The sequence below is a fragment of the Paenibacillus sp. JJ-100 genome (assembly GCF_948329825.1).
In the GTDB taxonomy this organism is placed as follows: domain Bacteria; phylum Bacillota; class Bacilli; order Paenibacillales; family Paenibacillaceae; genus Paenibacillus.
Genome location: NZ_CAOJCM010000002.1, coordinates 46,493 through 60,071, shown reverse-complemented (window position 1 = coordinate 60,071; position 13,579 = coordinate 46,493). Strand labels below are relative to the sequence as shown.

Here is a 13,579-nt window from a genome sequence, read left to right as displayed (position 1 = left end):
GACTAAACCCCTGGAATATGATTCCGGGGTTTTTTTGTTTTTCTAATATAAGTAGCGTATGTTGTATTCGAGAAGATTAAAACCAAATATTGCGCTTTCAATGCATTCGGTTGTAAACTAGAGAGCAGAGTCTAAACGTAGTGGGGAGGAAACCAAGATGAACAGAATTACACATATGGTAACATTTACACTTTATGCGGGTAAGGATAATACAGAAGCCGAAGCTTTTTTGCAAGAAAGCAAGGAAGCGCTCGCGACCATTCCAGGCGTAGAGAATTTTCAGGTGTTACGTCAGGTGAGTATCAAGAATGAGTTCGATTATTGCTTCTCAATGGAGTTTGCTGATCAGGCTGCATACGATGCTTACAATGATCATCCGGTGCACCGTCAATATGTAACGGAACGTTGGGAGAAAGAAGTCAGCCGTTTCCAGGAGATTGATCTTATGCAATACAGCAGTGATGAAAGATAAAAGATGAATGCAGGAATACACATCATTATATTTATAAATAGATGAATCAAATGACTTGTTATCTCGAAATCGTTTTCTCATAGGAGCAATACTATTTGGAGGAGGTCATTTCGTTCATGCAACTGGATCTATCGGGAAAAACTGCACTCGTTACGGGGGCAACTGGACAATTGGGAAGAGTCATGGCTCGTACACTTGCCGCGTGCGGTGCTAATCTTGCGTTGCATTACATAAACAATGAAAAGAAGGCCGAAGAACTAAAGGATGAAATTGAAACGCTAGGTCGTCAGGCGGTTATTGTACAAGGTGATATTACAAAACAGGATACAGCATTTCAGATTCGCGATGAGATTCAGCATAAGCTGGGCGGCGTTGATATTGTTGTGGCTAATGCGGTCATTCAATACGAATGGACAACTGTGCTGGATCAGGATCCAGCAGATTACCTAAGTCAATTTGAATCTTGTGTGATGCAGAGTGTGTTTCTTGCTAAAGCTTTTATCCCTTACATGCAACACATGAGATCAGGTCGTTTCATTGGAATCAATACGGAATGTGCGATGCAAAATTTTGCTCACCAGTCGGCTTATACTGCGGGTAAACGCGGCATGGACGGTCTATACCGTGTACTAGCCAAAGAAGTTGGCGAATATCAGATTACGGTCAATCAGGTAGCGCCTGGTTGGACGATCAGTGAAAGAGATCGCGGCAATGAACCTGCACAGGATGAAGCCTATACCCGTACTGTACCGTTGAAACGTAGAGGAGAAGATCAGGAGATTGCGAATGCTGTTGCTTTCTTGGCTTCAGATCTGTCCTCATTTATTACCGGGGCGTATATACCTGTAAGCGGTGGCAATGTCATGCCTGCAATCTAAAGCAGACTTTAGGTCAGGGAGCCATACAATTTGTGCAAACAAGAGGAGCAAACAAAATACGTTTTTCAATATAAATCCGTTTACCTCTCATAAGAGGTGGGCGGATTTATATATTTTGGTTTTTTACAGATTACATGTTGAGATGTGTGACTGAGTTTAATAGATTATAATTTGTTTTTAAATCGAATGTTCATTAGAATAGATAAGGTCAGGAAGGATAAGTGTCCTTGCTGACATACATAGTTCATGCTCTTGAAGTTAAGCGGAATGAATTGTTACCATCACAAATGACACTTTTGGAGGAGATCATCATGAGTCACACAGGAAAAGTAGCCATCATTACAGGAGCAGGAAGTGGATTAGGTCAGGCCGCAGCGCTAAAGCTGGCTGAGCAGGGCGCTTCTATCGTTGTAGTTGATCTTGTGGAAGAGACAGGACTAGAAACAGTCAAGAAGATTGAGCAACTTGGAAGCAAGGCTATTTTTGTGCAAGCGGATGTAAGTAAAGCTGACCAAGTAGAGAACTATGTGAAGAAAACGGTCGAAGAATTCGGACGTATTGATATGTTTTTCAACAACGCGGGGATTGCTGGACCAGGAATCAAACTAATTGAACATACGATTGAGCAATTTGATCAAATCATTGACATTAATCTCAGAAGTGTGTTTTACGGACTGAAATATGTTATTACAGAAATGCTCAAAACAGGTGGCGGCTCCATTCTCAACACGGCTTCAACTGCAGGTATTGTTGGTGTTTCCGCGGTTGCTCCTTATGCGGCGACCAAACACGGTGTTGTGGGCCTAACACGTACAGCGGCAATTGAATATGGTAAGGATAACATTCGCGTTAATGCCATTGCTCCAGGAACGATTGAGACGCCAATGGTCGTTCAATTCGGGAAAGACAATCCAGAGGTTTTCAAGGCTACGGTGGACAGCATACCATCTGGACGTCTGGGCAAACCCGAAGAGATCGCCAATCTGGTATCCTTCCTGCTCGGAGATGATGCGCCTTACATTAACGGAGCGGTATATCCAATTGATGGTGCTGTTACTGCTCAATAAGACATAGATCTACGTATTTTAAAAAAGTAAAGCATGACCAAAGAGGAACTGTCAGAGAAATTTCGCTGCAGTTCCTTTTTGATTTGTCTACATGTTTGCCGGGCAGGGTACAAACGAGAGAAAACGATCCACTAGAATGGTTTGTTTGTAAGGCTCGTTGAGCAGCGCTTCAATAAAAACTCAACGATGACGAAGCCGTTTATTTCAGTTGAACCGGGATTTCTTTAACACCACGAACGATAAGGCCTGGTCTCCATTCCAGTGTATCGATATCCTTTTGCAGCCTCAGGTTTGGAAACCGCTTCAACAGTGTACTCACAGCAATCTCACCTTCGAGACGGGCCAGCGGGGCACCCAAGCAGAGATGAATGCCTTTACCAAAAGCCAAGTGTGAACTTTTTTCGCGTCTGATGTCGAACACATCCGGGTCGCTGAATTGCTCTTCATCTCGATTCGCTGAGTCCAGCGCAACAATCACGAGTTCACCCTTAGCAATCTGATGTCCGCGAAATTCAATATCCTCTGAAGCCCAGCGTGATGTGCTGAATTCAACGGGACCGTTGTAACGCAGCATTTCTTCAATCGCTTGATGGATCAGCTCAGGCTGCTGAATTAACAAATCTCGTTGTTCCGGATGCTCTAGCAGCGCCAGAATCCCGTTACCGATCAGATTTACAGTCGTTTCATGTCCAGCAATAATAAGAAGTGCAACAACACTGAGTAATTCTTTTTCGGTCAACTGCTCTCCGGATTCTTCGGCAATGACGAGTTGGCTGATTAGATCCTGTCCTGGCTCTTTGCGTACTTTGGCGAACCAGTCTGTCAGATACTCGGTGAACTCCCGTTGATGCTGATGGAACAATTCTGGACTCTCTGCAGTCGATGCATCAATAACTGTGTTCGACCACATGCGGAATTTGTCACGATCCTCCCCTGGTACACCCAGAATTTCACTGATAACAATAATAGGTAGCGGGAAGGCAAAATCATCAATGAGATTCATCGTCTCCTGCGAAGGCAGGTTGTCCAGAAGATCATCTGCAATCCTCTGTACATGATCTCTCATATCAGCGACAAGTTTCGGCGTAAAAGCCTTTTGTACCAAACCTCGCAAACGGCGATGATCTGGCGGATCGGAGAACAGCATGTTATTGGTAAAAATACTTGTGTTTTCTGGTCCATATCGTTTAATAATGTCTTTGCTAAAGCGGGAATCTTTTAAAATCTGAACAGCATCTTCATATCTTGAAATGATCCAGCCAAACTCTCCTTGAGGGAACATGACTTTGAAGACAGGGTCACTTTTTCTTAATTTTTCATATACCGGATAAGGATTTTGAGTAAAGGATGCTGTGAAAAAATTAGAGCTTGAGATATGGTTAGACTCATTAGGTTCATTCTGATTCAAATGTGTAATCTCCTCTCTTATGGCTGAAGGACTCCTCACCTTATATTTATTCCATACATTAGGAGGTAAAACCTTGTTTCATCAAATAAAAATACAATTATTGCAGGGATTTCATGGCAGAATCCAGAAAACAAGGTAATGACTCAAGAATGCGTTTACAAAAATGTTAAAGAGGTGAGTAGAGACATGTCTTATAGGCAGCTGCCCTTGCACCACCATCAGATTCCAGCAAGTCCTATTGTGCTCGGTTGTATGCGTTTTGGAGGAGCGTGGGATGGACAACCCATTACCGAAGATTTGGTGGTTGAAGGACGTCAAGCAGTGGAGGCTGCATTGGAGATCGGAATTAATCACTTTGATCTTGCGGACATCTATACACGTGGTAAGGCGGAACATGTATTTGGGCGAATATTATCTGAAAACCAATGTCTGCGAGAGCAGATTATTATTCAATCGAAATGTGGCATTCGGCTGGTAGGAGATGATGACGGCCCACAGCGCTACGATACATCAGGAGCACATATTATGGAGAGCGTTGACGGAATTTTATCCCGGCTCGGTACGGATTACTTGGATATCCTGCTGTTGCATCGTCCTGACCCTCTTGCCCACCCTCAGGAGATCGGAGAAGCACTGGCTAAACTTCATCAGTCGGGTAAAGTAAGACATTTTGGCGTATCCAATATGGGCTCTGAACAGATCCGCTTGTTACAGATGTATAGTCGTGTGCCATTCATCGTGAATCAACTTGAGATGAGTTTGGATAAAATCGGGTTTGTGGAAGCGGGTGTAACCGTGAACCGCGCTCAGGCAAAAGAGAATGTTTTTCCATATGGTACGATGGAGTACTGCCAGGCAGAGCATATCCAGCTACAAGCTTGGGGGCCTCTCGCTCAGGGAAGGTTTACAGGTAGAGTCGTGGACGGACAACGGCCGGAAATTGAACCCACAGCAGAACTCGTAGCCCGCATTGCTAGAGAACGAGGTGTCACGTCGGAAGCCGTAGTACTTGCTTGGCTCATGAAACACCCAGCAGGCATTCAACCAGTGATTGGATCGATTCGTCCCGAACGTATTCTGGCTTGTCGTGATGCATCGCAGGTGGAACTGACACGATATGAATGGTACGAACTGTATTCCTCTTCGTGCGGACGAAGAATGTAGTATTCTAAACCAAGTAACGGATGAAGCACGGGTGGCTACGGACTTGTGCTTTTTTTCATTTGCTTCAGCTGTGATGAAACGGGACGCTGGTGATCGTAAACATTGTTCATATTTATACCATGTAATGAGCCCTTAGACATAGACTAAAGTGCGGATAAGAAGGACGTTTCAACCATTTTTGCTCGTTTTCAGGCTTGACGGCTCATTGCTATGATAAAATACAAAAAAATAAGAACATACGATCTGTTTGATATGAGAGGAGACATCTTGAATCATGGAGATGCTTAAACCCCCAGCCGAGACATTATACGAGAGAGAGTTACGGGCATTACAACAGGAAGATCAAGGCCATCGTCCGCCTAACTGGTTATTATCCCCAGCTTATGTGCGGGATTTTATTATTGGCCGAGACCAGCCGGCTACGCTGGATGGAGAGAAGATCACCATCACACGTAAATTCTATGGAAATGATGTGTTAATTGAGCGTGCAGTCGTTACCCTCGCAGGAAATCGTGGCCTGATGCTTGTTGGTGAGCCTGGTACAGCCAAAACAATGCTAAGTGAGCTCCTCACGGCTGCCATCTCCGGTACGAGTCTAAATACGATTCAGGGTACTGCTGGTACAACGGAGGATATGATTAAGTATTCGTGGAATTACGCGATGCTGCTGGACAAAGGACCCTCGGAAGCAGCACTTGTGCCTTCACCGCTATACAATGGCATGAAAAAGGGCATTCTTACGCGATTTGAGGAGATTACACGTTGTCCAGCCGAAGCGCAGGACAGCTTGATCAGTATTTTGAGCGATAAAGTGATGAGCATCCCAGAACTTGATGGAGGTGTGCTTTTTGCCAAACCGGGCTTCAATGTCATTGCTACCGCCAACATTCGGGATAAAGGTGTAAACGAGATGAGTGGAGCACTCAAACGGCGTTTTAATTTTGAAACGATCAAACCGATCCAGAATGTGAAGATGGAAGCCAAAATTATTGAATCGCAGGCGAAAAACCTGTTATTACATAGTGGAATTGATACCGAAATTCAAACGGATGTGGTGGAGCTGCTGGCGACTACGTTCATGGAACTGCGTACGGGGATGTCGCGTGAAGGTTATAAACTGGATACGCCGCAAGCGTCCATGAGTACTGCAGAAGCAGTGTCCGTATACGTTCAAAGTGCGATGACATCGTATTATTACGAAGGAAAATCCATTGCAATGGATCGACTGGTTCAAAATATGCTGGGAACAATTGCGAAGGAAAATGACAAGGATCTGAGTATCCTCAAAAGCTACTTTTCCAAAATTGTGAAGGCCCGCTCCGCGGAAGAGGAAATCTGGAAAAATTATTATGAGGCAAGAAAATGGATCGGTTAGACCACATACAGCCAGCAGACGCTGTCAGTCTATTGGATGTAACGGATATGAGTCAACTTCGAGCGATCTTTGAATCACGTGTATACAATCTGGATCAACGAACGGTTTATTTCCCGATACGACATCATAGCCCGGCCTGTTCTCATCATCTGCTGCGTGTCATTAGGGAGTACAAGCCTGATCTCATTCTGATTGAAGGTCCTGAGAGCGGCAATTCGCTTATACCTGTACTCACGGATGAAAAGACCCTACCGCCAGTCAGCCTCTATTATACCTATGAAGATGAATATGGCAGAGAGGCTTGTTATTATCCAATGCTTCGGTATTCACCCGAATATGTAGCATTAAAAGAAGCTCATCGGCTGGGTATCCCGGCACAGTTCATCGACTTGGATTATCGCCATGTATCTAGACGTGCCGGAAGCTCTGCGGAACAGGAACAGAAAGAAATCTCCATTCAGGATGAAACGTTACTTGCCGGCTCGGCGTTTATTAGCCGATTATGTCAGAAAACAAACTGCCGGAGTTTCGATGAATTGTGGGAAAAGGTATTTGAAATTGGTGGTCTGGAGAAGACGACCTCCGAATTTGTGCAGGATGTTTTCATGTATTGTACATTATCCAGAATGTGTTACACCCAAGAACGCCTTATTGCAAGTGGTGACTTGTTAAGGGAAGCACATATGGCTAGGCGGATTAAAGAAGCTGAAGAGCAGTATCAACGTGTACTTGTAATTACGGGGGGCTTCCATACTTATGGTTTAGTGACTTCAACAGGCCAAGAAGTGGAACAAGAGAAAGAAAAGTCAACTCCGCAGGTTAAAGCAGATTCAGGAGAAGCTCAACAACAGATGTATCCGATGGTATATACGTTTGCGGAAGCTGATCGCCTGAACGGTTATGCTAGCGGTATGCCTTATGTGAATTTTTACGATCAAATCTGGGATCAACTTGTTCATTCTGCAAAATCTCCTTACCGAGTAACTACACTGAACGTGATCTCCAGACTCATGCGTAAACTGCGGGACCGAGAAGAACATGTATCTACAAGTGACGCAATTGAAGCGTACAGGTTGATCCAGGGTCTGGCCGAGCTTCGCGGCAAGCAAGAAGGTGGAGTCTACGAGCTAATGGACGCCGCACTTTCTTCATTGGTGAAAGGTGAGCTTACAATTGCCACCGACAAGCCGCTGCAAGAACTGCAGCTTCTGTTGACGGGGGATGCCATTGGGAGCGTCGCACCCCATGCTTTTCATATTCCGATCGTAGAAGATTTTAAATCTCGCTGTACAGCATTCAAGCTCCAGATCCGCACAACGGGTCAGCATAAAAAGGTGCTTGACCTGTATGCGAAACCAGAACACCGCTTGATTAGTCAGCTCTTTCAATGTATCTCCTACCTGGTTCCCGAGTTCGCCAAACGTCAGGCAGGCCCGGATTGGATTGCACAGCGGGATATGAATCTGGTTCGTGAAACGTGGGAGTATATGTATTCCTCAAGGATTGAAGCGAGGCTCATCGAAAATTCTCTCTATGGCGGTACGCTTGCAACAGCAGCTACTCGCAAAATGGAAGAGCAGATGCAAGATATCCCTGATCATCATAGCGGTGATCTTGCTCAGCTAATGCTTCAGGCCCTGTTAATGGGTCTCCAGGAGACCGCTTTGCATTTGTATGCCAAGGTACGGGCTGCCCTGCGGACAGATGGTCATTTTTTGTCTTTATGCAACAGCCTAACGATTCTGAACCGGATTCATCAGCACCGTCGATTGCTAGGATTATCAGACGATCCATACCTCCCTGAACTTGTGTCGGAAGCGTACAGTAATGCGGTGGACAAACTGCAGCAGCTTTCGAGGACCCATGCGGATGAACATGAAGGGATTGTTCAGGGGTTAAAATTGCTTGCGATGTTGGCCGAATCATCTGAGGAACGATTCCAGAATACATCGTTTCGAACGCATCTGAATGAGCTCTTATCTGATCCAAAGCTTCCTGCGCAGCTTGAAGGGGTCTGTATTGCTATTGCTTCAGGCCTTGGAGATCGACGACGCGAGGAGATTGTGGAGCGCGCTCGTGGATACATTCGAGGGGGGCCTGTGCAGATGCGGCAAACGGCTCTATTTCTCCAGGGTGTATTTACGGTAGCACGAGATGCTTTCTTATATGAAGATCAACTGTTGTTTGAGCTAAACGGGTTAATTGAGCAATTATCCTATGACGATTTTATTGCAATGGTCCCAGAATTACGTCTGGCGTTCACGTATTTTACACCGATGGAAACGAATCTGATTGCTGAGCGTGTGGCGAAGCTGCATCACGTAAATTCGAATGAAATGTTGATCCCTGCGTTAGATGAGCAGCTACTTGTGCAGTACAAAACGCAGGATGAGGCGCTTCGAAAGGAGTTTGCTGCATGGAAGTTAATATGAATGAAGCCCGTCGTGATCAGCGTGATCAGAACGAAAGGTTGACAGGCGTTACCACTACGGAAGAACGAAGTGCTATTGAAACGTTGAACCGATGGCGTCTGATTCTTGGCGAATCTGCCGAGGCAGGTCTATATGAGTCAGGCCGATATTCATCGGACGAATTTCAATATAGGGAACTAGACGAGATTCTCGGTTATCTGTATAACCGTGAGTACGGTGAAGAGCAAGGTTATCGTAAAAAAGGCGGACGTGGTTCATCGGATCTAACCGTTCCGAATTGGTTACACAAGGTCAGAGATCTTTTTCCCAAATCAACGGTTGAAATTTTAGAGAAACAAGCACTGGATCGCTATGGCCTGACGGAACTGTTAACCGACAAAAAGCTGCTAGAGTCGCTTGAACCCAATATGAATCTTCTGAAAAATATTATGCAATTCAAAGGGCGCATGAAAGGGGACGTACTGCGAAGTGCCAAGGATATCGTACGAACCATCGTCGAGGATCTGCGCAAAAAGCTGGAGTCTCATGCTCGGGCGAGCATCATGGGAAAACGGAGTCGATATGCAACCAGTTCGGTGCGCTCCCTGCGCAACTTGAATTTTAAACGGACGATTACCCGGAATTTGAAAAATTACGATAAACAAAAACGAAGGTTTGTCATCGATCGTCTTTATTTTGACGGGAATGTACAGCAGTACAACAAGTGGAACATCATTATCGGTGTGGATGAGAGCGGCAGTATGATGGATTCGGTAATTTACAGTTCTGTCATGGCGAGTATTTTTTATCGTTTGAATGCGCTCCGCACAAAATTGTTTATTTTCGATACCCAGGTTGTGGATCTGAGTGATCGTTTGGAAGATCCTGTAGATGTGCTGATGAATGTGCAGCTCGGTGGGGGGACCCATATTGCTAAAGCACTCCGTTATGGCGAGACACTGATTGAGAATCCCGGAAAAACGATCTACATCTTGGTGAGTGATCTTGAGGAAGGATATCCGATCAATCAAATGTATCAAGCCTGTAAGGATATTATCGATGCTGGATGTAAGCTGCTTGTGCTCACAGCCCTCGATTTCAATGGAGATTCCGTATACAACAAACATGCCGCACAGACGCTGGCCAATATGGGGGCACATGTAGCCGCTATTACACCAAACGAGCTTGCTGAATGGATTGGCGATATTATTACTTGAGTTCATAGAGGAGGAATAAATTATGCTTACCGCAGACCGTGCAGTAGAGAGTTTGGTTGAAAAGTTCGCTACGATCTGTTCAGATGATTACTCACTCACGACGGATCGCAGTTCCGAGATTATTGATTATGTCATGGGTACAACGGATAAGTTCCCTGAAATGATGGGAAAAACAAGTCATTATGTATATCGGACAGTAGATGCACTAGAGAAGCTGCGCAAGAAGGACGATGGAGATATTTTCTTTCGAGCTGGAGCTGTTGCAATGCATCTGGAATCCAGTTACTTCCGTAGAAGCCCTTGGGGTGTGAGTGCGTTTGTAACATGTCTTGGCGAGGATTCGGAGGCTTACGGATTAAACGGAAAAAGTAAGGAAGCTGACCGAATGGGAAGCTTGTTAACTCGATTGAAGAAAATGAAACAATATTCGGGTGAAGAAGAGATTCTTAATGAGCTAAGACGCCGCGTGAAACGCGCACAATGGCTCTTTGATACCAAAAAGGCAGACGGTCACGGGGATTATAGAGACGTGCTCAATGCGCTGATGCTTGTTCATTTGTGTATGCAGCCTGATGGTGAGTTTGAGAATAAGGACGAGATTAAGGAAATCAGCCTCAAGCTCCCTGAACTGTTCCAGCATGTAATGGCTAATGATGCGGCGAAGCTCCAGAAAGAACTATATGCCTTGATTGAACCTTTGATTACAGGCAATGTACAAGGTAAACAAAATAGTTCAACGCAACTGCTGGAAGAAGAGTTCCTGAAGGAAAAACGCAATGAACTGATTGCTAAACACTATCCTGAGATTACCTATTCTCCGAAACATTATATTTCAAACGCCGTATTCCATCAGTCCTTAGTGCTGATCTGCAGTGCTACATTGTATCTGACGAATATTAGCGGAGGCAAGCAACGTTTCCTTGAGAATCTTAACGAAGTTGGCAACATACTTCTCGAAGTCGTTCAACATCTGCATGAATTGTATCCGTTGGAAGTTCGTAAGTCTCTGTTGAGTATGAATTCACGCTCAAGAAATGAAGATGATCTGCTAGCCGGGCTAGTGTCACTGGATGAGCCATATCAGTTAATCGAAACGATGCAGCTTGAACTAAACTCCTACCGGGTATCGTGGAACACGATCAAAGCAGCCATTGCCAGTCAGCCTGAGCAGTCTAAGCGAGCGTATGAGATTGTCAAAGCACCTTTTCTGAAGTTATGTCTTCACAAGATCATGCTCGATCAAGGGATCACTACATTTGAACCCGAAAACACGTTAGAAGAGGCCGTATTCCGTGTGTTGCGTCACCCGTTAGAAGGTGGAAGACAGGGACTTGTCATTGCGAGATATTTGAATGGGGAGTACACACTTGAAGAGTATTGGGAAGATAAGGACAGCAGAGGCTTGTTTAATCAAATCAATCGGGATCGAAAGCGGATTAACAATCTAATTAGTATCAGTTTCCTGCCTCTTGATTCAGAGCCGATGCGTCGCTTCGCGATTCTGCTTACTTATCCGGAATGGACGATCGATATTGTGTCAGACATGTATCATTCTTATGCATTTAGTGGTGAGCAGATCTTGAATGCATACGGTGATGATCCTGAGGTCAAACGGGAACAATTGCTAACCAGTCTGATCTCGCTGAATGGCATGATGGACTATATGTATCTATCGATGCCACAAGATGAGTATCGGCGTATTTTGCAGCAGAACCTGGAATATGCATTGAAGCAGTACAAAAAACTGCCAACGGATACTCGTATTTTAACGCTGGAGTTGGCATTTGAGCAGCGAGAGACACTGCCTAAGAAGCAATTGTTGGTAGCGATCCAGGCAGGTTTACAGGATACTTCCAAAAGAGCTAACAGTGTTGCCTTAGCGGAGTTCAACCGGCTTCCAGATGAAGAATTGTATATGATGATCTACCGTGCCGAGAAAAAGGCAGCGATTAAAGAAATGGCACTGACTGCGATTCGCAGTCTCGATAATAGTAAGGAATTATATACTGAACTCTTGCAGAATGAGAAATCCGAGGATTGGAAAAACCTGATTCAGATTTTGCTCGATACAGCTGACCTAAGTCCTGAGCACGCACACGCAGCCCTTGCTGAACTGGCCGATGCCAAGAAGAAGTCTCGTATCAGCTGGTTACCTCTCAAGGAACTCCCTGCCTTGATTCGATCAGCGGACGGTCAGCCTTTGGATGATCGGATCAAACAATATGTATTACTGCAATCCATTGATCATGGGTCTGGCCCGAATGAACGTTTAAACGAATTAAGAGAATATGTGAGCGAAGATTCGCTGATCCGTTTCGCGAAAGAACTGCTGCAACTATGGCTTCAGGATGGTGCACCTGCGAAGGAGAAGTGGGTGATGTATGTTGCCGCACTCTTCGGGGACCTTCAGGTTGTTCATATTCTGACTCCACAGATCAAAGAATGGACCGAGAACAGTCGAGGTGCCATCGCAGCAGAAGCCGTGAAGGTACTGGCATACTTGAAGGAACCTGCTGCACTTATGGCCATCGACAAAATTAAACGCAGCGTGAAGAATCGTCAGGTGAAAGGTGCTGCAGAAGAAGCTTTGCAGCTTGCTGCAGAGAACATGGGGCTGACGTCAGAACAGCTTGAGGATCGACTCGTCACATCCCTTGGTTTTGATGAAAAAGGCACACTACAGCTTAGTTATGGTGAACGCTCCTTCCAGGTTAAAGTGAATGCAGATTTGCAGGTTGTTGTCGTGAATGAAGAAACAGGTAAAACGGTCAAAAGTCTGCCTGCTCCGGCACAAAAGGATGATCCTGAGCTTGCTGCAGAATCCAAAGCACGTTTCACTCAGTTGAAGAAAGATCTCAAAACGATGGTTACGATTCAGAAACAACGTCTGGAAGAATCGCTGTCCAAACAGCGTCTATGGACTGCTGAGGAATGGACATCCCTATTTGTGGATAATGTGATCATGCAGAAATTCGCTGTTGGATTAATCTGGGGAATATATGAGCGTGGTGAGTTGATCAGCACATTCCGATATATGGAAGATGGTACGTTTAATACGGTGGACGAGGATGAAATGGAGTTGCCATCCGGAGCTAAGATTGGTTTGGTGCATCCGCTTGAACTTGATCAGGCGACTCTTGAGGGCTGGACTACTCAGCTTGAAGATTATGAGGTTAACCAGCCGTTTGAGCAATTGAAGCGCCAAATCCACTTGATCGAAGATGAAGATCAGACCAAAACAGAATATGACCGTCTTCCAGAAGATGAGTTCTCACCAACTTCTCTTCCGAAAGCGCTAGAGAAATACGGATGGATCAAAGGTCCTGCGCAGGACGCTGGGTGGTTCCATGAGTTTTACAAAGAGTATGGTGAACTGGTTGCCGAGCTTCGATTCAGCGGTACAAGTATTACGTATTACGAAGGGATGGAAGATGTGACGCTGGAATCCTTACATTTCTTCAAACCAAACGGCAAGCAATATTATTACTCGGATAACAAATCCATCCCACTTGGCAAGATTCAGGGCCGAGTATTCAGTGAAACGATCTATGATATTTTGAGAGCAACGGGGCGCTGATGCCGTGGGT

General features: G+C 45.1%; 9 protein-coding genes. 8 read left to right on the top strand and 1 reads right to left on the bottom strand.

From position 1 onward, the window contains the following. Positions 1-157 precede the first annotated feature (157 nt). The 3 genes from PQG66_RS06860 to PQG66_RS06850 all read left to right on the top strand — a co-directional run bounded on the left by PQG66_RS06860 (position 158) and on the right by PQG66_RS06850 (position 2,417). Positions 158-472 (top strand): Dabb family protein, encoded by a 315-nt coding sequence (locus tag PQG66_RS06860; RefSeq protein ID WP_272036649.1) that lies wholly within the window; start codon positions 158-160, stop codon positions 470-472. A 116-nt stretch (positions 473-588) separates the two neighbouring features. Further along, positions 589-1,350: an SDR family NAD(P)-dependent oxidoreductase gene (locus tag PQG66_RS06855; protein ID WP_272036646.1), complete on the top strand. Its 762-nt coding sequence runs from the start codon at positions 589-591 to the stop codon at positions 1,348-1,350. Between the two features lie 311 nt (positions 1,351-1,661). Continuing rightward, the gene (locus PQG66_RS06850; RefSeq protein WP_272036644.1) at positions 1,662-2,417 is read left to right on the top strand and encodes an SDR family NAD(P)-dependent oxidoreductase; all 756 of its coding nucleotides are present in this window, start codon (positions 1,662-1,664) and stop codon (positions 2,415-2,417) included. Between the two features lie 199 nt (positions 2,418-2,616). Here PQG66_RS06850 and PQG66_RS06845 read toward each other — a convergent pair whose 3' ends face one another. Then, positions 2,617-3,825, bottom strand: a complete 1,209-nt coding sequence (locus PQG66_RS06845) for a cytochrome P450 family protein (RefSeq protein ID WP_272036642.1) — start codon at positions 3,823-3,825, stop codon at positions 2,617-2,619. A gap of 186 nt (positions 3,826-4,011) precedes the next feature. Between PQG66_RS06845 and PQG66_RS06840 the strand changes: the two genes are divergently transcribed. The 5 genes from PQG66_RS06840 (at position 4,012) to PQG66_RS06820 (ending at position 13,569) form a co-directional block, all read left to right on the top strand. Beyond that, positions 4,012-4,989 carry an aldo/keto reductase gene (locus PQG66_RS06840; protein WP_272036641.1) on the top strand — a complete coding sequence of 326 codons (978 nt, stop codon included), beginning with the start codon at positions 4,012-4,014 and terminating at the stop codon, positions 4,987-4,989. A 274-nt stretch (positions 4,990-5,263) separates the two neighbouring features. Continuing rightward, a complete protein-coding gene (locus tag PQG66_RS06835) occupies positions 5,264-6,364 on the top strand; it encodes an ATP-binding protein (protein ID WP_272036639.1) in 1,101 nt (366 codons plus the stop codon). Then, positions 6,352-8,796, top strand: coding sequence for a DUF5682 family protein (locus PQG66_RS06830; protein WP_272036633.1), 2,445 nt, complete (start codon positions 6,352-6,354; stop codon positions 8,794-8,796). Before PQG66_RS06835 ends, PQG66_RS06830 begins: the two co-directional genes overlap by 13 nt. After that, the gene (locus PQG66_RS06825; RefSeq protein WP_272036631.1) at positions 8,781-9,992 is read left to right on the top strand and encodes a VWA domain-containing protein; all 1,212 of its coding nucleotides are present in this window, start codon (positions 8,781-8,783) and stop codon (positions 9,990-9,992) included. The genes PQG66_RS06830 and PQG66_RS06825 overlap by 16 nt, the downstream gene beginning before the upstream one ends. Before the next feature lie 22 nt (positions 9,993-10,014). Then, complete coding sequence (locus PQG66_RS06820; RefSeq protein WP_272036628.1) at positions 10,015-13,569, top strand: DUF4132 domain-containing protein; 3,555 nt, start codon at positions 10,015-10,017, stop codon at positions 13,567-13,569. Positions 13,570-13,579 lie beyond the last annotated feature (10 nt).

Coding starts and splice junctions, on each gene's coding strand:
- PQG66_RS06835 (WP_272036639.1), top strand. CDS start 5,264: ATGGAGATGCTTAAACCCCCAGCCGAGACATTATACGAGAGAGAGTTA.
- PQG66_RS06840 (WP_272036641.1), top strand. CDS start 4,012: ATGTCTTATAGGCAGCTGCCCTTGCACCACCATCAGATTCCAGCAAGT.
- PQG66_RS06860 (WP_272036649.1), top strand. CDS start 158: ATGAACAGAATTACACATATGGTAACATTTACACTTTATGCGGGTAAG.
- PQG66_RS06825 (WP_272036631.1), top strand. CDS start 8,781: ATGGAAGTTAATATGAATGAAGCCCGTCGTGATCAGCGTGATCAGAAC.
- PQG66_RS06820 (WP_272036628.1), top strand. CDS start 10,015: ATGCTTACCGCAGACCGTGCAGTAGAGAGTTTGGTTGAAAAGTTCGCT.
- PQG66_RS06855 (WP_272036646.1), top strand. CDS start 589: ATGCAACTGGATCTATCGGGAAAAACTGCACTCGTTACGGGGGCAACT.
- PQG66_RS06830 (WP_272036633.1), top strand. CDS start 6,352: ATGGATCGGTTAGACCACATACAGCCAGCAGACGCTGTCAGTCTATTG.
- PQG66_RS06850 (WP_272036644.1), top strand. CDS start 1,662: ATGAGTCACACAGGAAAAGTAGCCATCATTACAGGAGCAGGAAGTGGA.